The organism is Arthrobacter sp. B2060 (assembly GCF_059090445.1).
This window is the reverse complement of sequence record NZ_JBNHFR010000001.1, coordinates 549,599-571,026: the sequence shown is the minus strand read 5'-3', so window position 1 is coordinate 571,026 and position 21,428 is coordinate 549,599. Positions and strand designations below refer to the sequence as shown.

Annotated in this window: 21 protein-coding genes; 17 read left to right on the top strand and 4 right to left on the bottom strand. The window is 67.0% G+C overall.

Annotated elements, in window-relative coordinates:
• The first annotated feature begins 2 nt into the window (after positions 1-2).
• The 6 genes from AC5RUM_RS02725 to AC5RUM_RS02700 all read left to right on the top strand — a co-directional run bounded on the left by AC5RUM_RS02725 (position 3) and on the right by AC5RUM_RS02700 (position 6,060).
• Positions 3-530: a DUF3180 domain-containing protein gene (locus AC5RUM_RS02725; protein ID WP_494033484.1), complete on the top strand. Its 528-nt coding sequence runs from the start codon at positions 3-5 to the stop codon at positions 528-530.
• Positions 511-1,023, top strand: coding sequence for a PH domain-containing protein (locus tag AC5RUM_RS02720; protein ID WP_400577334.1), 513 nt, complete (start codon positions 511-513; stop codon positions 1,021-1,023). Before AC5RUM_RS02725 ends, AC5RUM_RS02720 begins: the two co-directional genes overlap by 20 nt.
• Complete coding sequence (locus AC5RUM_RS02715) at positions 1,020-2,561, top strand: PH domain-containing protein (RefSeq protein WP_494033483.1); 1,542 nt, start codon at positions 1,020-1,022, stop codon at positions 2,559-2,561. The genes AC5RUM_RS02720 and AC5RUM_RS02715 overlap by 4 nt, the downstream gene beginning before the upstream one ends.
• The gene (locus tag AC5RUM_RS02710) at positions 2,554-3,489 is read left to right on the top strand and encodes a Rossmann-like and DUF2520 domain-containing protein (RefSeq protein ID WP_494033482.1); all 936 of its coding nucleotides are present in this window, start codon (positions 2,554-2,556) and stop codon (positions 3,487-3,489) included. The genes AC5RUM_RS02715 and AC5RUM_RS02710 overlap by 8 nt, the downstream gene beginning before the upstream one ends.
• A gap of 1 nt (position 3,490) precedes the next feature.
• Positions 3,491-4,420, top strand: coding sequence for a 4-phosphopantoate--beta-alanine ligase (locus tag AC5RUM_RS02705; protein WP_494033481.1), 930 nt, complete (start codon positions 3,491-3,493; stop codon positions 4,418-4,420).
• 89 nt (positions 4,421-4,509) lie between these two features.
• Positions 4,510-6,060 carry an MDR family MFS transporter gene (locus tag AC5RUM_RS02700; RefSeq protein WP_494033480.1) on the top strand — a complete coding sequence of 517 codons (1,551 nt, stop codon included), beginning with the start codon at positions 4,510-4,512 and terminating at the stop codon, positions 6,058-6,060.
• An 88-nt stretch (positions 6,061-6,148) separates the two neighbouring features.
• Here the strand turns inward: AC5RUM_RS02700 and AC5RUM_RS02695 are convergent, their stop codons facing one another.
• On the bottom strand, positions 6,149-6,985 hold the full coding sequence (locus tag AC5RUM_RS02695) for an alpha/beta fold hydrolase (protein WP_494033479.1): 837 nt from the start codon (positions 6,983-6,985) through the stop codon (positions 6,149-6,151).
• 85 nt (positions 6,986-7,070) lie between these two features.
• A complete protein-coding gene (locus tag AC5RUM_RS02690; protein ID WP_494033478.1) occupies positions 7,071-8,033 on the bottom strand; it encodes an alpha/beta fold hydrolase in 963 nt (320 codons plus the stop codon).
• A 78-nt stretch (positions 8,034-8,111) separates the two neighbouring features.
• Here AC5RUM_RS02690 and lysS point away from each other — a divergent pair, with 78 nt between their 5' ends.
• From lysS to dhaM, 11 genes are all read left to right on the top strand, one after another.
• Positions 8,112-9,650, top strand: coding sequence for a lysine--tRNA ligase (gene lysS / locus AC5RUM_RS02685; protein WP_494033477.1), 1,539 nt, complete (start codon positions 8,112-8,114; stop codon positions 9,648-9,650).
• A 2-nt stretch (positions 9,651-9,652) separates the two neighbouring features.
• Positions 9,653-9,952 carry a hypothetical protein gene (locus tag AC5RUM_RS02680; RefSeq protein WP_494033894.1) on the top strand — a complete coding sequence of 100 codons (300 nt, stop codon included), beginning with the start codon at positions 9,653-9,655 and terminating at the stop codon, positions 9,950-9,952.
• A 136-nt stretch (positions 9,953-10,088) separates the two neighbouring features.
• The gene (locus tag AC5RUM_RS02675; protein ID WP_400577348.1) at positions 10,089-10,415 is read left to right on the top strand and encodes a histone-like nucleoid-structuring protein Lsr2; all 327 of its coding nucleotides are present in this window, start codon (positions 10,089-10,091) and stop codon (positions 10,413-10,415) included.
• A gap of 496 nt (positions 10,416-10,911) precedes the next feature.
• Entirely contained in the window at positions 10,912-13,404 is a 2,493-nt protein-coding gene (locus AC5RUM_RS02670; RefSeq protein ID WP_494033476.1) for an ATP-dependent Clp protease ATP-binding subunit, read from the top strand.
• Between the two features lie 122 nt (positions 13,405-13,526).
• Complete coding sequence (locus AC5RUM_RS02665; protein ID WP_494033475.1) at positions 13,527-14,036, top strand: amino-acid N-acetyltransferase; 510 nt, start codon at positions 13,527-13,529, stop codon at positions 14,034-14,036.
• 187 nt (positions 14,037-14,223) lie between these two features.
• Entirely contained in the window at positions 14,224-15,450 is a 1,227-nt protein-coding gene (gene otnK / locus AC5RUM_RS02660) for a 3-oxo-tetronate kinase (protein WP_494033474.1), read from the top strand.
• Positions 15,447-16,097 (top strand): class II aldolase/adducin family protein, encoded by a 651-nt coding sequence (locus AC5RUM_RS02655; RefSeq protein WP_494033473.1) that lies wholly within the window; start codon positions 15,447-15,449, stop codon positions 16,095-16,097. Before otnK ends, AC5RUM_RS02655 begins: the two co-directional genes overlap by 4 nt.
• 18 nt (positions 16,098-16,115) lie before the next feature.
• Positions 16,116-16,952, top strand: a complete 837-nt coding sequence (locus tag AC5RUM_RS02650) for a DeoR/GlpR family DNA-binding transcription regulator (protein WP_494033472.1) — start codon at positions 16,116-16,118, stop codon at positions 16,950-16,952.
• A 224-nt stretch (positions 16,953-17,176) separates the two neighbouring features.
• Positions 17,177-18,178 carry a dihydroxyacetone kinase subunit DhaK gene (dhaK, locus tag AC5RUM_RS02645; RefSeq protein WP_494033471.1) on the top strand — a complete coding sequence of 334 codons (1,002 nt, stop codon included), beginning with the start codon at positions 17,177-17,179 and terminating at the stop codon, positions 18,176-18,178.
• A gap of 1 nt (position 18,179) precedes the next feature.
• The gene (dhaL, locus tag AC5RUM_RS02640; protein ID WP_494033470.1) at positions 18,180-18,806 is read left to right on the top strand and encodes a dihydroxyacetone kinase subunit DhaL; all 627 of its coding nucleotides are present in this window, start codon (positions 18,180-18,182) and stop codon (positions 18,804-18,806) included.
• On the top strand, positions 18,803-19,576 hold the full coding sequence (gene dhaM / locus AC5RUM_RS02635; RefSeq protein ID WP_494033469.1) for a dihydroxyacetone kinase phosphoryl donor subunit DhaM: 774 nt from the start codon (positions 18,803-18,805) through the stop codon (positions 19,574-19,576). Before dhaL ends, dhaM begins: the two co-directional genes overlap by 4 nt.
• 35 nt (positions 19,577-19,611) lie before the next feature.
• Here dhaM and AC5RUM_RS02630 read toward each other — a convergent pair whose 3' ends face one another.
• Positions 19,612-20,250, bottom strand: a complete 639-nt coding sequence (locus AC5RUM_RS02630; RefSeq protein WP_494033468.1) for a hypothetical protein — start codon at positions 20,248-20,250, stop codon at positions 19,612-19,614.
• Between the two features lie 174 nt (positions 20,251-20,424).
• Complete coding sequence (locus tag AC5RUM_RS02625) at positions 20,425-21,351, bottom strand: A/G-specific adenine glycosylase (RefSeq protein ID WP_494033872.1); 927 nt, start codon at positions 21,349-21,351, stop codon at positions 20,425-20,427.
• Positions 21,352-21,428: the final 77 nt, after the last annotated feature.

The window sequence follows — 21,428 nt, the reverse complement described above, 5'->3', positions numbered from 1 at the left end:
CAGTGAAGCCCATGAACCCGCTGCTGCTCGGGGCGGTCGGCCTGGCTCTGGCCATAGCCGGCTGGTCGGCAGCTGTCCTGAGCGGCCGGTACGGACTGGCCACCCCGGTGCTGCCGCCTACCGGGCTGGTGACCATGGGCGTGATCGTGGCCCTCACCCTGGTGCTGGGCATCCGCGTGCTCCGCTGGCGGAACGGCAAGAAGAAGAAACTGCTCAACCCGATCCTGGCCGCCTGGACCCTGGTCCTCGCTCAGGCCTGTGCCTACACGGGGGCCATGCTGCTCGGCTGGCACGCGGGAATCTTCGTTGAGCTGCTGCAGATCTGGAGCCTGCGGAACGGCCAGCAGCTCACGTGGCTCGCGCTCGGCATGGCCGGCGGCGGGCTGGTCATGATCGTGGTGGGGCTCGTCGTCGAACGCTTTTGCAGGATTCCGCCGGAAGACGGCGATGCCGAGGGTAACGGACTCCCGGGCCGGCCCCGTCCTGGCAAGGCCAAGGGGGAAGGCGAATATGCCTACCGCGGCGATTGATCCGCCCGGGGTTTCCTGGCTGCGCGTTTCGCCCAAATATGTCACGGTCCGCCTGGTGGAGTGGGCAGTGGGCAACCTGATCACGGTGGCCGTCCTGAGCCTGCCCCTTGCCTTCGTGCTGCTGGGCTGGTGGAGCTGGCCGCCGCTGTGGTTCGCCATCGCGGTGCCGGCGTTCGTCCTTGTCCTCGCGCTGTGGCGCCTGGTCCTGATTCCGCGGCAGGTTCGCGCCATCGGCTACGCCGAGCGCGACGACGACCTGCTGATCCGCGGCGGCATCTTCTTCCAGCGCGTCATGGTGGTCCCCTACGGCCGGATGCAGTACGTGGACATCAGCGTGGGCCCGATCGAACGGAGCCTGGGACTGTGCACGCTGAAGCTGCACACGGCATCCGCCGGGACCAACGCCACGATCCCGGGCCTGCCCGCCGATGAGGGCGCGCGCCTGCGGGAACAGCTTTCGGCGCGCGGTGAAGCCAGGCTGGCCGGGCTGTGACCGCCGCGGGGCACCCTTCAGGAACGCCCGACGGCGATTGGCTCCGGGTGCATCCGGCGTCACCTTTTGTGCGGGGCTGGGTGGCGCTTGCTGCCATCGGGTATTTCTTCGGGCGGGAGTCGTTCGAGCGGATGCTGCAGGGTGAGTCCCTGGTTGACGACCGGATAGCCGGCCGCACCCCGTGGCTCCTCGCCGGCGGTGCCCTCATGCTGCTGCTGGCGGTTGCCGGGTTCATCCTGTCCTGGTACTTCACCCGATACCAAGTGGCCGAAGGCTATGTCCGGGTCAACACTGGCTTCCTGTTCAAGCAGCAGCGCCAGGCACGCCTGGACCGCGTCCAGGCGATCGACATCGTCCAGCCGCTCCTGGCGAGGATTTTCGGGCTTGCAGAACTGAAGTTCGAGGTGGCGGACGCCAGCGAATCCGCGGTGCGGCTGGCCTATCTCCGGCTGGATGACGCCCGGCAGCTGCGCGCCACCATCCTGGCCCGCGCCTCGGGCGTGCAGCTGGAGCCAGGGCAGACCGAAGCAACCGCACCGGAGGCGCCGGAACACCAGGTGCTGCGCGTCCCGCCGTCGCGCCTTATCGGATCCCTGCTGCTGAGCGAGCAAAGTGTCTTCATCATCCTCGGCGGCGTGGTGTCCGTCGTGCTGTCCGCGGTCACCGACAACCGGGGATTCTTCCTCTACCTGATTCCTGCGGCGCTGGGCCTGTTCGCCGCCTACTGGGGATCGTTCCACAAGGGATACAACTTCACGGCGGCCATCTCCCCGGACGGCATCCGGCTGCGCTACGGGCTGCTGGACACCCAGGCGCAGACCCTGCCGCCGGGCCGGATCCAGGCGCTGAGGGTGGTACAGCCGCCGCTGTGGCGTATCTTCGGCTGGTACCGGATGCAGGTCAACGTGGCCGGGTACGGTCTCGTCGGAAACAACGGCGAGGGGGGATCGCGGACCACGCTGCTGCCCGTCGGGGGCATCGGCGACGTGCTGAACATGCTGGCAATCGTCCTGCCGGACCCGGGAACCACCGACCCCGTAGGAGTTTTCCGTGGCGGGCTGGACGGCCTGGATTCCGCCGGAGGTTTTGTCACCACGCCGCGCCGCGGGCGTTTCCTTGCCCCGCTGGGGTGGCGTCGGAACGGCTTCACCGCCACGGACACGGCCCTGCTGATGCGGTCTGGCCGCTGGTGGCGGCAGCTTGTGGTGGTGCCGCACCAGCGCACACAGTCGATGGCGTTGCACCAGGGGCCGCTGGCGCGCAGGTTCAGAGTCGCCGATCTTGTGCTGCACACCACCGCCGGCCCCGTGACACCGCGCGTGATCCAAGCCGGCGCGGACGAGGCACGGGAGCTCTTCGACCAGCAGGCCGCCCGCGCCCGGGCCGCGCGCCGGCGCCAGACCAGCGAGCAGTGGCTGGCACAGGTGGCCCCGCTGGTTGGGCAGCCGCCGCTGGCTGGACACGTGCCGCTGGTTGGGCCCGCCGAAACCGATCCCGCTCCCCACCAGCCCCAACAGGAAGGCCAGCAACGTGGCTAAGCCCGGACGCCTTGGCGTTGGAATCATTGGCGCCGGCAAGGTAGGCGCAGTGCTGGGAGCCGCGCTGCGTGCGGCCGAGCACGCCGTCGTCGGGGTTTCCGCCGTGTCAGACGCAAGCCGGGAACGGGCCGAAACCCTGCTCCCCGGCGTTCCCGTGCTGGAAGTGCAGGACATTGTGGAGCGCTCGGAGCTGGTGGTCCTGGCAGTGCCGGACGACGCCCTGGGCGGGCTCGTGGAGGGGCTGGCGAAGCTCGGCGCGTGGCAGCCCGGGCAGCTCGTCGCCCACACGTCAGGCCGCTTCGGCGTCGGCGTCCTGCATCCGGTCCGTGCGGCCGGTGCCGTGCCGTTGGCCCTGCACCCGGCCATGACGTTCACCGGCATGAGCCTTGACCTGACACGCCTCCTGGACTGCACGTTCGGCGTCACGGCGGACGCGGCCATGCTGCCCATCGCCCAGGCATTGGTGGTGGAGATGGGGGCGGAGCCGGTGGTGATTGCCGAGGCCGACCGGCTCATTTACCACGCCGCGCTGGCGCACGGCTCGAACCATCTGGTCACCCTGGTGGCACAGGCATCGCAGCTGCTCCGCGAGGTGGGCGTGGACGCCCCGGAACGCATGCTCGGACCGTTGCTGAGGGCTACGCTGGAGAATGCACTCGCCTCCGGCGAGTCGGCGCTGACCGGGCCCGTGGCGCGGGGAGATACTGGGACCGTCGCGGCGCATGCGCGTGCGCTCGGCGAACACGACGGCGGTGCCGGCGGCGACATCCTCGCAGCGTACCTGGCGATGGCACGGGCAACGGCGCGGCGGGCTGAGGGCAGGGGGCTGCTGAAGCCGGATCAGCTGGACGGTATCCGCGAAGCCCTCACGGCCACGGCTGACGACGAACCAGACGAAAACGGCCCCGGGGCCAAGGGAGGACACTGACATGGCAATCCGACTCGTTACGACGGCAGCTTCCCTGCGAGCCCAAAGTCGCCTGCTTCTGACCCAAAAGGAGGGCTCATCCCTGGGGCTCGTTCCCACCATGGGCGCCCTGCACGAGGGCCACGCGCGGCTGGCCCGCACCGCCGTCCAACAGAACGACGTGGTGGTGGCCTCCATCTTTGTGAACCCGCTCCAGTTCGGCGACGCGGCGGACCTCGACCGCTATCCGCGCACCCTGCAGGATGATCTGGCACTGCTGGAGGCGCAGGGGGTCGATCTGGTGTTCGCCCCCTCGCTGGAGGAAATGTACCCGGACGGGCAGCCGACGGTCCGCATCGCGTCCGGCCGCCTAGGGGAAAAGTGGGAGGGAGCGTCCCGCCCGGGGCATTTCGACGGCGCCCTCACCGCGGTGGCGAAACTCCTGCACCTGGGGATGCCCGCCACCGGGCTGCCCGGGGCGAACGCCTTCGTCACCGGCTCCGGGGGAGGCCTGCCCGCCTACCGCGCCTACTTCGGACAGAAGGACGCCCAGCAGTTGGCACTGGTCAGGCAGATGGTCGCGGACCTGAACTTTCCGGTGGAGGTCGTAGGGGTTCCCACGGTCCGGTCATCGGACGGGCTGGCGCTGTCCAGCCGCAACCGCTTTCTGTCTGCCGAGGAGCGCGACGCTGCGCTGGTCCTGTCGCGGGCGCTGCGGCTCCTCGAGGAGCGGGCCACCGCCCGCAAGCCGCTGGAGGTCGAGTCTGCCCGGGCCCTGATCGAGTCCCAGCCCCTGGTGGAGCTGGACTACTTTGACGTGGTGGATCCCCGGACCCTGGAACCGCTGGCCGAGAACTGCCGGGAGACTCCGTTCCGCGGTGAGGCGCTGGCCATCGTCGCGGCCAAGGTCGGTCCGGTGCGGCTCATCGACAACCTCCCGCTGAGTTCCTAGAGCGGGAATGCCCCGGGGCACTAGACTGTTGGAGTCTGCAGCGGCACTGCCCGCCGGCAATCCTTCCAAAACTCCCTGAGGGTCTCTCCATGTCTAATGAAGTCACGTCAAATACCCATGGCGAGCCCGGGCGCGAGCCTGCCGGCACTGGAACAGCCATTCAGCAGGCGGATTCGCCAGGGCTGAAGCCTGGTGGCCCCACGCCGGATGCCCACAAACTGCCGCCCGTTGGCGACAAAATGTCACGCGAGTCCGTAACGGTCATCGTCACGCTGCTCGTGGCCACCTTCGTGGTGATCCTCAACGAAACCATCATGAACGTTGCCCTGCAGCGGCTCATGGTGGACCTCCGGGTGGACGCCCCCACGGTGCAGTGGCTGTCCACCGGCTTCATGCTCACCATGGCCGTGGTGATTCCCACCACCGGCTTCATTCTGCAGCGGCTCTCCACCCGTGCCGTATTTTTGCTGGCCATGGGGCTGTTTTCCGGCGGAACCGCATTGGCGGCGCTGGCGCCGGGCTTCGGAATCCTCCTGCTGGCCAGGGTCATCCAGGCAGGCGGAACCGCGATCATGCTGCCCCTGCTGATGACAACCATCCTCACCCTTGTTCCGTTGGCCCGCCGCGGCGCCGTCATGGGCAATGTCAGCATCGCCATCTCCGTGGCACCGGCCATGGGCCCCACGGTTTCCGGCCTGATCCTGGAACACTTCTCGTGGCGGTTCATGTTCGTCTTCGTCCTGCCGATCGCGCTGGCAGCCTTGGCGATTGGTGCCCGCTACCTGACGAACGTCGGCGAGACCGAAAAGTCCAGGCTCGACTTCCTGTCCGTGGTGCTGACCGTCCCCGCCTTCGGCGGGCTCGTGTATGGACTCAGCCAGATTGGCGGAGGCCATGGCGCCGGCGGCGGCCCCAGCACGGGTGCACTGGTTGCCCTGGCCCTCGGCGTCACCGGACTCGTGGCGTTCGTGCTGCGCCAGCTGCGGCTGCAGAAGGCCCAGGCGCCGCTGCTGGACCTGAGGGCCTTCAACTTCCGGATGTTCACGGTGTCGGTGCTGCTGATGGTGGTGGCCATGATTGCCCTCTTTGGCGCCGTGATCCTGCTGCCGCTGTACCTGCAGGAGATCCGCGGCCTGAAATCCCTCGAAACCGGCCTCGCGCTGCTGCCCGGTGGACTTGCCATGGGCCTGCTCGGCCCGGTGATCGGCCGCCTGTTCGACAAGGTGGGCCCGCTTCCGCTCACCGTGACGGGTTCGTCCCTGATGGTTCTGGCGCTGTGGCAGTTTTCAATGCTCGACGCCGGTACAGCGGTGTGGTGGATCGTCACCCTGCACGTCGGGCTGAGTCTGGGGCTCGCGCTGCTGTTCACCCCCGCGTTCACCACGGGACTGAACCCACTCCCGCCGCACCTGTACTCCCACGGTTCGGCCATCATGAGCACGCTGCAGCAGGTCGCAGGTGCGGCGGGCACGGCGCTGCTGGTGTCCATCTACGCGGTGGTCGCGGCAGGCTCGGGAGTCGTTGCGGGAATGAGCGCCGCCTTCCTGACGGCGACAGTCATAGCCGTTGCCGCCGTCGTCCTTTCCGCCATGATGCGAAAGACCGCAGGCGCCGAAGCAGCCCCCGCCCCCGCCCACTAAGCGCGAACCGGCAGGTAATGCCCTGTTTTTCCCTTTTTGAGGGTATTACGTGCTTGTTCGCGCCGGACGGTGCGGCTGGGGACCAGGCTTAGCCGGCGAAGAACTCGCTCAGTTCCGTGACGAGTTTGTCCGGGGCGCGGTTGACGCCGTCGTGCCCGAAGCCGGGCAGGATGGTGTAGCTGGATCCGGATAGGACGTCGTGGATCTGGCCGCAGGCCACCCCGAAGTACGCCGGACTCTTCTCACCCACGATGATGAGCGTCTCAAGAGGGAGCTGAAGGAACGGCTCGGCCGGCATGTCGGCCGCAATGATCGCCTTGATCTCGCGCACCCCGGTGCGCATCATCTCGCGCTGCTGCTTGCCCATGGTGGTGCCTGCCGTGAGCTTGTTCGCCAGGGTCAGCATGGAAAGCGGCATCCGCGACGAGAAGGGACCGCCGGCCTCAAGTCCCCGCTGCAGCACAGCGAGGGCCCGGTCGTCGTCTCCCGCCGCCGTCGCGCGTTCGTATTCCGTGGTCCAGTCGGCCTTGACGCTGTGGTTCACGGACACCGCGGGGTCATAGACCGCGAGGCGTTCCACCGGGAGCGTCCTGGCCGCGTGAAGAGCCACGGCCCCGCCGAAGCTGTGGCCGAAGACGTCGGTGCTGGACGTGTGCTTCATGACGGCGTCGAGGTCGCGGATGTCCACGTCCAGGGTGTAATCGCCCGGCTGTTCGGAGGACGCCCCGCGGCCACGGCGGTTAAAGGTGTGGACCGGGCGGCCCAGTTCCGCACTGAGTCGCTGGGCGAAGCGGGTGTAGTCGGCGGCCGTGACCATGGAGGAGATGACGACCACGACGCCGGAGCCCGCCGAGGCGAGTTCCTCGCCCGTGCTGAACAGCTCAAGTTTGCCGCCGTCGGGTGTGCTGATGATCTCGCGCGTCATGCTCCGAGCCTATCGGAGGCGGCGGTCCTCTGACAGCCGGACCATGTACGGAAGTACCGCGAGATGCAAGCTCGCGGGTGGGTGCCTACCGGCTCCGGCGCCGCCTGCCCAGGGACTGGATGCTGCCGTCCGTGCCGTTCAGGAAGCGTGCCATCCGGACGGCCAGGCGCTTCCCGGGGCGGATGGGGCCTTCGTGCAGCTGCCCCGGCACCACGGCGAACTCGATGGCCGGAACGGCCGCGGCCAGCTGGCGGCCGGTATCGGCGAAATATCCCGGGCTCCAGCCCCCGCTGAGCATAAGCGTGGGGGTGGTCAGCTCCGTGAAGTCATTGATGTCCGCGTTGGCGTCGAGCACGGCGCGCATTTCGGCGACGGCGGTGGGCAGGAGCTGCCGCATCTCGGCGCCGAGGTTGGTCCGGGCAGACAGGATGCTCAGCATCCGCAGCGCCCCCAGCGGCAGGTAGGACACCGGTCCAGCGGTGGCGAGTCCCTGCACCAGGTGCGCCCAGGCGTGGTTGAGCTGGCCCTCGGTGACGGCCTGCTCCAGCTCCGGACGCCACCGGTGGTCCAGGTTGCCGGACAGGGACACCGCGGCGTCGTACGTCACGAGCCGCCGAATGGGCATGCTGCGGGCTGCCTGCAGCGCCACGAAGCCGCCGTAGCTGTGGGCCACCACATCCTCGGACCCGGTGGCCCGCATGACGGCGGCAAGGTCGCTGATCTCGGTGGCGGCCGAGTAGCCGTCGGGCTGCGGCGGGGATCCTGCCCGCCCGCGGCGGTTGTAGCAGTGGACCGGGCGGCTGAGCAGGAGACTGAGCTTGCGGGCGAACGGCCGGTACAGTGCGTCGGTCACCAGCGTGCCGTGAATGACGACGACGCCGGGCGCCTCCGCCGCGGGAGGGCCGCCCTTGGCGGGGATGCCGTCGGCAGTGCCGCCATCAGGGCCGCCGGCAGTGCCGCCGTCCACGGGGGTTGGCCGCGCGGGCCGGAAGGAGTGCAGCTCCAGCCGGCCGCCGCCGTCGGCCGTTTCAACTGTCCAAGTCTCCACAGCCAGAGTCTATGCCCCGCCTCATCGGGAAGGTTCTCTCGGGTCGAAACGCCGGAGGGCGAACTCCCGGTAAACTTGATGCTTGTGACTTCCCAAAACACCCCCGCCCCCAAGAATGCCCCAGAGCCGCTCGACGCCAGCGAGCAGATGCGCATCCGCATGGAAAAGCGCGCCAAGCTGATCGAGCGCGGTACCGAGGCGTATCCGGTGGGTGTTGAGCGGACGCATTCGCTGAGCGAAATCCGGGAAAAGTACGCACACCTGGAAGCGGACGACACCACCGGCGACGTCGTCGGCGTGACCGGCCGCGTGGTCTTCGTCCGGAACACCGGCAAGCTGTGCTTCGCCACGCTGCAGGAAGGCGGCGTCGACGGCAAGGGCACCCGGCTGCAGGCCATGCTCAGCCTGGCCAACGTCGGCGAAGAGGCGCTCGCGGACTGGAAGGCCCTCGTTGACCTCGGCGACCATGTGTTCATCAAGGGCGAGGTCATCTCCTCCCGCCGCGGAGAGCTTTCCGTGATGGCGGAGTCCTGGTCCATGGCGTCCAAGGCGCTGCGCCCGCTGCCCGTTCTGCACGCCGAGCTGAACGAGGAGACCCGGGTCCGCCAGCGCTACGTGGACCTGATGGTGCGTGACGAGGCCCGCGAGATGGTCTACACCCGTGCCGCGATCACCCGCTCGATCCGCGAAAGCCTGCACCGCCACAGCTACGTGGAGGTGGAGACCCCCATCCTGCAGCTCGTTCACGGCGGCGCCCTGGCCCGCCCGTTCGAGACGCACATGAACGCGTTCGACCAGAAGATGACCTTGCGCATCGCCACCGAGCTGTACCTCAAGCGCGCCGTGGTGGGCGGCATCGACCGCGTGTACGACATGGGCCGCGTTTTCCGCAACGAGGGCGTGGACTCCACCCACAGCCCCGAATTCACCACCCTCGAGTGCTATGAGGCCTGGGCGGACCAGTTCGTCATGGCCGACCGGATCAAGGAGATCATCCTGGATGCCGCCGACGCGGTGGGTGCGGGCCGTATCCTGCAGACCGAGGCCGGCGAGATCAACCTCGACGGCGACTGGGCCTGGGTGTCCGTATACCCCGGCCTGTCCGAGGCCGTGGGGCAGGAGATCACCCCGGAGACGCCTCTGGAGGAACTGCGCGCCGTGGCGGAGAAGCACGAGATCAAGGTGGACCCCAAGTGGGACGCCGAGAAGCTCGCCGTGGAACTCTTCGGCGAGATCGTGGAGCCCACGCTGCTGAACCCCACCTTCGTCTATGACTACCCGCCGTCGGCCCAGCCGCTGGCCCGCCCGCACCGTGAGGACGGCCGGCTGATCGAGGCCTGGGACCTCATCATCGGCGGCATGGAGCGCGGCACCGCATTCTCCGAACTCATCGACCCCGTCATCCAGCGCGAACGCCTCACCGAACAGTCGCGGCATGCAGCGGCAGGCGACGTTGAAGCGATGCAGCTGGACGAGGACTTCCTGCGTGCCCTCGAGTACGGTGCGCCTCCCATGGGCGGCATCGGCCTGGGCATCGACCGCCTCGTGATGCTCTTCACCGGCGCGGGTATCCGGGAGACCATCCTGTTCCCACTCCTGAAGCCCGAGGGCCACTGACCGTGGAGTACGTAGCCGTACTTCTGCCTTCCCTGGTGGTGGGCTTGCTCTTCTGGTTCGCCATGAAGTCGATCTTCAATGCTGACAAGGCCGAGCGCCAGGCCGAGGCAGAGGCGCAGGCAGAAGCCGATGCGCGCTCTGTTGCTGACGCGCGCTCTGCTAAGGCTGCTGAGCACGCCGTTGAGCCTGCCGCCGAGCAGGATAAATCGCGCCCCGGGGCCGTGCCGGATTCGAAGCAGGGCAACTCGCAGGCATTTCCGCCGGCAGATACTTCGGGACCTTCGGCCGAATCGGACAAATAGCCGCAGCCATTTCTTCTCGGGCGTCCCCGAAGGAACCAATGCGTGTTTTGACGCGTTGCCTTAATCGGGGAGATACTTTAGGTGGAAACATCCTGCTTATCTGATCACACGTCCCTTTCCAAAAGAGAGAATTTTGATGGCACAGAAAGTAAATATCGTCCTCGTGGACGATCTGGATGGGGGATCGGCGGACGAAACCGTCCGTTTTGGGCTCGATGGCGTAAGTTATGAAATTGACTTGTCGTCGGCCAATGCTTCAGAACTGCGCTCTGCACTGGAACGCTTTGTATCCGCCGGTCGCAAGACGTCCGGCGGCCGCCCCTCCCGTACCAGGGCAGGCGGCGGACGGAGCCAGGACTCTGCGCAGATACGCCAATGGGCCCGGGACCACGGCTACACGGTTAATAGCCGGGGCCGCATCCAGGCTGAAATCCAGGAAGCGTACCAAAAGGCAAATGCCTAGATTTCTGCGGCTCTGAGCATTAAAGGGCGGCGCCCCCGGTGTAATCCGGGGGCGCCGCCCTTTAATCACGCAATCCATCCGCTGAGCCTTTATTGCGCTCGATGCCTTTGAGGCAGATTTTTCCGGCCCAGGAAACTCCTAACCCCCACGAATCCCATTGTCCCCTTGATTCTCCTGAGAAGCAGGAATCGGACCCTGGGGCCGAACTTTCCGGCGGAAGCATGAGGAAAGGGCCTATTGATCCTGATCCCCGTGGCTCAGCAGTGGTCAAATTGTGGAATGGCCTGGAAAATCCGGCCCGCGGCAGGTGCGATTGATGGACTCCGGTGCCCGGCGCCGGGCCGAAACCGGGAGTTCCGGCCCGGCGGGAGCTGCTTCAAGCGGGTGGATTGTGGCTCTGCGCAACCGGTACGGTTTCCCCTGTGGCGAACAAGCTCCCCAAGTCGCACCTCCCCCACGTAGCATCAAAGTACGTCGTAGCTAGGAGTGTGGCGAAATGTTTGAGCGATTTACGGACCGTGCCCGTCGCGTAGTTGTGCTTGCCCAAGAAGAGGCACGCATGCTGAACCACAATTACATTGGTACCGAACACATCCTCTTGGGTCTGATCCACGAGGGTGAGGGCGTTGCCGCCAAAGCTCTTGAGTCCTTGAGCATTTCGCTCGACGGCGTCCGCGAGCAGGTGCAGGAGATTATCGGCCAGGGCCAGCAGGCTCCCTCGGGCCACATCCCCTTCACCCCGCGTGCAAAGAAGGTGCTGGAGCTTTCGCTGCGCGAGGCCCTGCAGCTTGGCCACAACTACATCGGCACGGAGCACATCCTGCTGGGACTCATCCGCGAGGGTGAGGGCGTTGCGGCTCAGGTGCTCGTGAAGCTCGGCGCCGACCTCAACCGGGTCCGCCAGCAGGTCATCCAGCTGCTGTCGGGATACCAGGGCAAAGAGACCACCGGTGCCGGCGTCGGCCAGGGCCAGGCCGAGGGCACTCCCGCCGGCTCCGTCGTCCTGGACCAGTTCGGCCGGAACCTCACGCAGGCCGCCCGCGAGAACAAGCTGGACCCCGTCATCGGCCGCGAGCAGGAAATGGAACGCGTCATGCAGGTCCTTTCCCGCCGCACCAAGAACAACCCCGTGCTGATCGGCGAGCCCGGCGTCGGCAAGACGGCCGTCGTCGAAGGCCTTGCCCAGGCGATCGTCCGCGGCGACGTTCCCGAAACCATCAAGGACAAGCAGCTGTACACGCTGGACCTCGGGTCCCTCGTGGCCGGCTCCCGTTACCGCGGTGACTTCGAAGAGCGCCTGAAGAAGGTGCTCAAGGAGATCCGCACCCGCGGCGACATCATCCTCTTCATTGACGAGATCCACACCCTCGTGGGTGCCGGTGCCGCCGAAGGCGCCATCGATGCGGCCTCGATCCTGAAGCCCATGCTGGCCCGCGGCGAGCTGCAGACCATCGGCGCCACCACGCTGGATGAGTACCGCAAGCACATCGAGAAGGATGCCGCGCTGGAGCGCCGCTTCCAGCCGATCCAGGTCAAGGAGCCCTCCGTCGCCCACGCGATCGAGATCCTCAAGGGCCTGCGTGACCGCTACGAGGCACACCACCGCGTCACCATCACCGACGGCGCCCTCGCCTCGGCAGCGAACCTCTCCGAACGCTACATTTCGGACCGCTTCCTGCCGGACAAGGCGATCGACCTCATCGACGAAGCCGGCGCCCGCCTCCGCATCCGCCGCATGACCGCTCCGCCGGAGCTCAAGGAGATGGACGAGCGGATCTCCGAGCTGAAGATGGAGAAGGAGTCCGCGATTGACGCGCAGGACTTCGAAGGTGCTGCCGCGCTGCGCGACAAGGAGCAGAAGCTCATCACCGAGCGCTCGGAGAAGGAACGCCACTGGAAGACCGGCGGCATGGACGACATCTCCGAAGTTGACGAGGACCTGATTGCCGAAGTTCTCGCGAACTCCACGGGTATCCCGGTATTCAAGCTGACCGAGGAAGAGTCCTCGCGCCTGCTGAAGATGGAAGACGAGCTGCACAAGCGGGTTGTCGGACAGGACGAGGCCATCAGGGCACTGTCCCAAGCCATCCGCCGCACCCGTGCGGGGCTGAAGGACCCGAAGCGCCCCGGTGGTTCGTTCATCTTCGCCGGCCCCACCGGCGTCGGCAAGACCGAGCTGGCCAAGGCCCTGGCTGAATTCCTGTTCGGTGAAGAGGACGCCCTCATCACGCTGGACATGTCCGAGTACTCCGAGAAGCACACCGTATCGCGGCTCTTCGGTGCCCCTCCGGGCTATGTCGGCTACGAAGAAGGCGGGCAGCTGACCGAGAAGGTCCGCCGTCGTCCCTTCTCCGTGGTTCTGTTCGACGAAGTGGAGAAGGCCCACGCGGACCTCTTCAACTCGCTGCTGCAGATCCTGGAAGACGGACGCCTGACCGACTCCCAGGGCCGGGTGGTGGACTTCAAGAACACCGTCATCATCATGACGACGAACCTTGGTACCCGGGACATCTCCAAGAGTGTCGCCACGGGCTTCCAGTCCGGCACGGACACCCAGACCGGGTACAACCGGATGCGTGCCCGGGTCACGGAGGAGCTCAAGCAGCACTTCCGGCCCGAGTTCCTGAACCGTGTTGACGACGTCGTGGTGTTCCCGCAGCTGACGCAGGACGAGATCATCGAGATAGTGGACATGTTCGTGACGCGCCTGGAAAAGCGGCTCAAGGACAAGGACATGGGCATCGAGCTGACCAAGGAGGCCAAGGTTCTCCTGGCCACCCGTGGCTACGATCCCGCCATGGGTGCCCGGCCGCTGCGCCGCACCATCCAGCGCGAGATCGAGGACCAGCTCTCCGAGAAGATCCTGTTCGGCGAGCTGCACCCCGGCGACATCGTGGTGGTCGACGTGGACGGCGAGGGAGACGACGCCAAGTTCACGTTCGCCGGCAACGCCAAGCCGCGTATCCCGGAGATCGCTCCGAGCGCCTAGGCCCCAGCCGCACTCCAGAAGCCCCGCCCGCGCCCGAAAGGGAGCAGGCGGGGCTTCGGCGTGTCCGGGCCCGGTGATGGTGCCTGCCGGGACGTCCTACGGCTCCACCGTAAGATGGGGCTGTGACTGACTCCTTCACCATCCGCCCCGCCCGCACCAGTGATGTGGCCTCCATCAAGAGACTCGTGGCGCCCTTGGCCGAGCAGCGGATCCTGATGGCAAAGGAGACGGTGGCCTATTACGAAAGCCTCCAGGAGTTCCGCATTGCAGAGTCGGACAGCGGCGAAGTGATCGGCTGCGGCGCCCTGCACGTCATGTGGGAAGACCTCGCGGAGGTCCGCACGCTCGCCGCCTCCGACGACTGGCGCGGTAGGGGGGTGGGCCACGCCCTGGTGGAAAGCCTCCTCGAGGAAGCCGCAGGCATCGGCGTCTCGCGCGTGTTCTGCCTGACGTTCGAGGTGGACTTCTTCAAGCGGCACGGCTTCGAGGTGATGGCTGATCAGTCGGCAGTGGATCCGCAGGTCTACTCGGAATTGCTGCGCTCCCACGACGAAGGCGTGGCCGAGTTCCTGGACCTGGCCCGGGTCAAGCCGAACACGCTCGGCAACACGCGGATGATCAAGATCCTGTAGGCACCCACTGTCCCGTAGCAATGCGGCGCTAGTTGATGCAGGCCCGGGCTGCCCCCTTGGGGGGCAGCCCGGGCTTTCCTATGGACTAATGTCCCGCGGATTCTAGAATCGTATAACTTCTTATCAAATTTTCACATATAGTGTTTCTATTGACCTATGTGCCGGGAGGCGCAGGAGAGGAGTGCCCGTGCTGGGAGCAATAGCCGATGACTTCACCGGGGCAACGGACCTCGCAACGATGCTGCGCCGCTCAGGCCATCGGGTGGCGGTGGTGATTGAAGACGGGCACCTCGAAGACCGCACGGGCCTCGACGCCATCGTTGTCGCACTGAAGACGCGGACCGCGGCGCCGGCGTCGGCTGCCGCCGACTCATTGCATGCGCTTGAGCGGCTGCGGGCCTGGGGCGCCACCCGCTTCTACGTGAAGTACTGCTCGACGTTTGACTCGACTGATCGCGGCAACATCGGCCCCGTCCTGGATGCCGTTACCGACGCAGTAGGCGCCCGACGCTGTGTGATTGTGCCCTCGCTTCCGGCGAACGGCCGAACCGTGTACCGCGGGCATCTCTTCGTCGGCGATGAACTCCTGGAAAATTCGTCAATGAGCAGGCACCCGCTGACCCCTATGACGCAGTCCCGCGTCGCGTCACTGCTGCGCCCGCAGACGCCACACAGCGTCAGCGAAATCGCACACGAAACCGTGCGTGCCGGAGCCCGCGCGCTGCTTGCCGCACTTGAAGATTCCTCCGCCCGCTACATCGTGGTAGATGCCATCGACGACGACGATCTCGCCGTGATTGCCGCCGCCACCGCCAACGACGTGGTCGTCTCAGGCGGCTCCGGGCTTGCGCTCGGAATGACGGCTGCCGGCGTTACTGAGAACGTGTGGACTTCGCCCGGAATTTCGGGCCGCGTGGTCTTGTGCGGCAGTGCATCCGCGGCGACGCGGGGCCAGATCGCCCATGCGGCGAGGAGTCAGCCTGTCCGGCAGATCGACCTCCAGGCGGCCGCCCGCCGCCCGGAGGACGAGGTTGCTGCCCTGGCGCGCTGGGTCTCGGGCCAACCTTCGGATTCGATCCCCGTGGTTTGCGCAGTGCGTGAGCCGGGCGACGTCCGGCAGTCCGTCGAAGGGGTAGATACCGCTCCGCTTGTCGAGCACGTGCTGTCCGCCGTCGCCCGCCGGCTTGTCGATGCCGGCTCGGTCTCCGCGCTGATCGTGGCCGGCGGCGAAAGCAGCGGGGCTGTGGTGCGCGGGCTGGGGATCCAGACTCTACACATCGGCCCGGAACTTGCCCCCGGCGTTTGCTGGGCTGATGCTGCCACCGCATCCGGGAAGCGCATTGCCGTGGCGCTCAAGAGCGGCAACTTCGGGCGCGAGGATCTCTTTACGGCTGGCTGGGACGTCCTCGCATGAGCGCCGCGGAGGCACTCATTGCGGCCGGCGTGCGCATTGTTGACGCGGGGCTTAGTCCTGGCAGCAGCGGGAACCTGAGCATCCGCGACGGAGACCGCATTCTGATCACGGCGAGCGGGACCTCCCTGGGCCGCCTCAAGGCCGGCGACATCTCCGTAATTGACCTTGACGGGACCCATGTTGGCGGCATCCGGCCGTCCAAGGAGTGGCCGCTCCACGTCGCCTTCTACCGCCGCGACGAGGCACACCGCGCCGTTGTGCACCTCCACTCGCCGTATGCGGTGGCGTGGTCGTGTCTGGAGCCCTGGGCGGAGCACAGTGCAATCCCGCCATTGACGCCGTACTTCGTGATGCGGGTGGGCCAGACTCCGCTGATGCCCTACCGCCACCCCGGCGATAGCAGCCTCGGGACCGACCTGCTCGCCTCGCCTTGGAAGCTGCGGGCTGCGCTGATGGCCAACCACGGCTCAGTCGTCGCAGGCAAAGACCTGGACGACGCCGTGGACCGCGCCGTGGAACTCGAGGAAGCGTGCCGTATAGCCCTTCTGACGGCGACGACGAAACGCCGCATACTGGACGAGGCGCAGGTCAGCGAGCTTGCGGCCGAATGGCGCAGCCCATGGGGCGAGCTGGCAGACGTAAACTGACGCCGAGGAGTAATAGCAATGGCGCGCACACCTTCACTGATCCCTGAACAGCGCAGGCAGGAGATCCTTCGGCACCTGCGGCGCGAACAGGTCCTCAGCTATCGGCAGCTCACCGAGCTGATCGGTGTGAGCCACATGACCGCCCGCCGCGACGTGGCGCTCCTGGCAGAGCAGGGCCGTGTCATCGCCACGCCGGGCGGTGCGTCACTTGTGACGCGGCAACTTGTCGAACCGCTGCGTGCCCAGAAGTCGGTGATCGACCTGCCCCAGAAGACAGCGATCGCCAAGGCAGCCGCGGCCATGGTCTCGGACTCGATGACCATTTACCTCGACGCCGGGACCACCGTTCAGGCCATGCGGCCGTTCCTCCAGGAGAGGAGGGGCCTCACGGTCGTCACCAACGACCTCAAGACCGTGCAGGCCTTCCTCGATCATCCGAGCGCGGAAGTCATCTGCATCGGCGGCCGCGTCGACTCCGACAACCAATCAACGATCGGGCGGCTTGCCGCCCTGGCAATGCAGGAATTGTCCCTGGACATTGCTTTTCTCTCCTGCAGTTCTTGGGATGGCCGGCATGGAATAACGACGCCGGTGGAGGCGAAGATCGAAGCCAAACGGGCAGCTCATGAGGCTGCAACCTCCACAGTGCTGATGGCCTCCAGCAGCAAGTACGGCAGCTTTGCGAAATACCGCGTGCTGCGCCTGCAGCAGCTCGACCTGATTATCACTGACGACGGATTCGCTGTGGACGACCTCAAGGATCTCCCGGCCGATGGAACAGAAGTCATCCGTGCCGCCAGCGACGCGGTCGCCGACAATCCTGCCACCGCCCCTGAGATGCCCCTAGGGAAATAGCCGGGCTCCCTTCCAACTCTTCCTTTTTGTACACTTGCTGGATAAAATGTGTGGGGACGGAAGGGACAGTTTTTGGGGGCTGGCCCTTCCGCCGTTTCCGCCGCTATCGGCGCAACCGGGGACCTGCGGCGGCAACTACCGCCAGGCGGGAGCCGGTAGTAGGGTCATAGCACATCCTGATCGATGTCCAAGACGAAGCACCGAGAGCCCCCAGGAGCCCGGCCGTGAAAAAGCTCATCAATGACCCGCGCGCAGTGGTGGACGAATCAGTGGAGGGGTTTGGGCTTGCCCATGCCGACCTTGTGACCGTTCATCCAGACCCAAAGTATGTGACCCGGCGGGATGCTCCCGTCGCAGGCAAGGTAGGCCTCGTCTCCGGCGGCGGGAGCGGGCATGAACCGCTTCATGCGGGCTTTGTCGGGCTGGGAATGCTCGACGCCGCCGTGCCCGGCGCCGTCTTCACCTCGCCGACGCCCGATCAGATCATCCCGGCCACGCTCGCGGTCAACTCGGGCGCAGGGGTGGTCCATATCGTCAAGAACTACACGGGTGACGTCCTGAACTTTGAGACCGCAGCCGAGATGGCCCAGGCGGAAGGAGTTGACGTCCGTACGGTTCTGGTCAATGACGACGTCGCAGTCGAGGACTCCCTCTATACGGCCGGCCGCAGGGGAGTGGGCGGCACGGTGCTGGTCGAGAAGATCGCCGGCGCCGCTGCCGAGCGGGGCGATGACCTTGACGCGGTTGCTGCCGTCGGAAACCGGGTGAACCAGAACGTCCGGACCATGGGCGTGGCCCTCTCCGCCTGCACCGTGCCGCACGCCGGATCGCCTAGTTTCGACCTCGAGGACAATGAAATGGAGATCGGCATCGGTATACATGGTGAACCCGGCCGGCACCGGATTGCCATGGAGGCCGCGGATGCCATCACCGACCGCCTGCTGGAACCGATTCTGGGCGACCTCGGCGTCGCCTCCGGGGACAAGGTACTCCTGTTTGTCAACGGCATGGGTGGCACGCCGCTGAGCGAGCTCTACATCGTGTACCGCCGGGCAGCCCAGGTTCTTACCGAGAGGGGCGCCAAGGTGGAGCGTTCGCTCGTGGGTGACTACATCACCTCGCTCGAAATGCAGGGCTGCTCCATTTCGGTCCTCCGACTGGACGACGAACTCACCGCTCTGTGGGATGCGCCAGTCCACACCGCAGCCCTGCGATGGGGGGTATGACGTGGGGCTCGACGTCACCTGGGCAGTCAAATGGCTGACGCTGTCCGCGCAGGCCATGGCTGAGCATCGCGTGGAGCTCATTGAACTGGACAGGGCAATCGGGGATTCCGACCACGGGGAGAACATGGACCGCGGCTTCCAGGCTGTCCTGGACAAATTGGCCGAAACCCCGCCGGACACGCCCGGGGCTGCGCTCAAGCTGACTGCCATGGCCCTGATGTCCAAAGTGGGCGGTGCCGCAGGCCCCCTTTACGGCACGGCGTTCCTGCGGGCGGCGACGGCACTCGGCGATGCGGCCTACATCGATGCCCCGACGCTGGCGGCGGCGCTGGCCGCCGCGCGGGACGGCATCGTCGCCCGGGGGAAGGCCGAGTCCGGCGACAAGACCATGGTGGACGCCTGGACCCCGGCCGTCGAGGCGGCCCGGGCGGCAGCAGCCGACGGCGACACGCTGTCGGTCCTGATCGCGGCCGCAGAGGCAGCCGAGGCGGGGGCCGTGGCCACGGATCCGCTCGTGGCCCGCAAGGGACGCGCTAGCTATCTGGGCGAGAGAAGCGCCGGGCACCGTGACCCCGGCGCGGCGTCCAGTGCCCTGATCCTCCGGGCGGCGGCCGGAGCCGCGGCGTGACGGTGCGGATCGTTGTGGTTTCCCACAGTGACAAGATCGCCGAGGGAGCCGTGGAACTTGCGGCCCAGATGGCGCCGGACGTGATGATGCTGCCGGCCGGCGGCACGTCGGACGGACGCATCGGCACCAGCCTGGAAAAGGTGATGGCCGCGCTCGAGGCGGCGTCCGGAGGCGATGGCGTCGTGGTGCTTACCGACCTGGGATCCGCGGTGATGACCGCCGAATCGGCCCTGGAATTTGCCGATGATGCCGCCACGGTTCTCCTGGCGGATGCACCGGTGGTGGAGGGCCTCGTCGCGGCGGCCGTGGCGGCGCAAGGCGGCGCCAGCGTGCATGCTGTCCGGCGGGCGGCCGAGGCGGCCCGCGGCTACCCGGCCCCGGGCCCGAAGGAGGGGCACGGCCCGAAGGAGGCGCACGCCCAGGCCGGAGCGCACCCCGCCGGCTCCGGGCTGCCGGATGCTGCCGTCCCGGGACAAGGTGCTGGCATTATTGCTGCCGACGGCCATCCGGGGCCGGACGCGACCGGCGACTTCGAACTCATCAATCTGGCGGGAATGCATGCCCGGCCGGCAGCCAAGATCGCCGGAGGCCTGGCCGGAATGGATGTTGAGGTCACCGTGAACGGTGTGGACGGGGCCTCGATGACCGGGCTCATGACGCTCGGGGCAGGCAAAGGCTCGGTCCTGCATGTCGAGGCGTCCGGTCCGGATGCCGAACGCGCGGTCGAATACGTGGGCGGTCTCGTCAGAACAGGCTTTGGGGAGCCCTGACGGCTGGACCGCTGCATCCCGGTTGGTCTGGCAGGCTAACGGTCCGGGCGGAGCCCGGCCTCATCCAGAACCACGGAAGCGGAGATAAACCGCCCGCAGGGCTCGCCGAACGGGTAGTCGCCCCTCGGAGTGAAGCGCAGCGTGCGCATGGTCAGGGGACTTCCGTCGATGGAAGTTCCCGTGGCCGTGACGTCCATCGGAGACTCCGTCAGCGTATCCAGCATCAGCATTGCCCGATTGGTCCCGTCCGGCGATGCCGTGGCTGAGCAGACGCGGTCGTGTCCGCTGCCGCCGGACTCCGGCATCCCGGGCGCAGGAACACTTTGCTTTGGGATGCCGGGCTCTGGAACGCCTTGCCCGGGGACGGCGGGCTCAGGAACACCTTGGCCCGGGTTGACTTGCCCTGGAACACCTTGCCCCGGATCGACTTGTCCTGGAACGCCGGACTTCGGAATGCCGGGCTCCGGAACGTACGGCACACAGCCCTGGTCCACCGAAATGCTGCCCGGCACAAGCTCCAAGTCAGCCTCCCTGCATACTCCGTCCTGGCATGCCTTGAGGTGGAGGGCCTTCACGGCCGGAGCGTAGCTGGCCGCCACCGTCACCGACACCCCTGACGCCTGGGCAATCGCCGGGCACGCCACCTCGAACATGTGGCATCCGGAGAGAAGCACCGTCGTCGCAATTGTGGCTAAAAGTGCCCCTGGCTTGCCCATAATTCAGGGTAGTTCCGGGGCCGTGCAGGCGGTCCTCCCCGGCCGAAAGTGGTGCAGACATCGTTATGGCCTGCAGTCAGTAACTCCCGAAATGTGACCATTTCCCGGCAATTTGGCTGCCGGGAAAGCCCGCTATCCAGGCAGCCGATACCCGCCCTGATGCAGCTCTGCCAGGCCGTCCTCCAGCAGCCCGGCCAGTGCCCGTTCGAGCTGCTCCGGCGCCGGGTTCAGCCTGTGCAGGGAGGCGAGCGGGATCCCGATTCCCGCTGGCTCGAAGCCGAGGCCGGCGGGTGCCCGCTGCAGCATCTCGGCGGGCACGGGGGTATCTGCCAGCCGCAGGACGGCCATCACGGCTCCGCGGACCTGCCGGTCTGTGCCGTGCCAGGCCTGCCCCTTCGGCGTGTACGACGGCGGCGGCTCGCCGGCCGCCCGCCAGGCACAGTTTTCGCGCACCGGGCATGCAGAACACTTTGGCGCCCGTGCCGTGCAGACCAAGGCGCCCAGCTCCATGACCGAAGCGTTCCAGCGGACGGAAGTTCCGGCGTCGTCCGGCAACAGCCGTGCCGCAAGACGCATCTCGGCGGCGGTCAGGGCCGGGGACGGCAGAGCCGTTCCTGAAAAGAGGCGGGCGTGGACGCGCCTGATGTTGGTGTCCACCACGGTCTCGCGCCGGCCAAAGGCAAAGGCAGCGACGGCGGCAGCCGTGTAGCTGCCCACGCCGGGAAGGGCGAGCAGGTCGGCGTAATCGGCCGGCACCTTTCCGCCGTGGTCCTGTCCAATGGCTGCGGCTGCGGCGTGGAGCCGGAGGGCGCGGCGGGGGTAACCGAGGCGGCCCCAGGCGCGGACGGCCTCCCCGGCAGGTTCGCTTGCAAGATCGGCGGGTTCAGGCCAGCGGCGGAGCCATTCTTCCCAGACGGGCAGAACCCGCACCACCGGAGTCTGCTGGAGCATGATTTCGCTGACGAGGACGCCCCAGGGCGAGCAGTCCGGAAGGCGCCACGGCAGGTCGCGGGCTTCGGCCGAGAACCAGCCCAGCACGGACTCGTGGATGTCGGTCAGTTCCGGGCGGGCGCCCGCGGGCGCGGCGGAGTCATCGATAGTGGTTTTGATGCCAATACTTTAGTTGAAATCCCGGC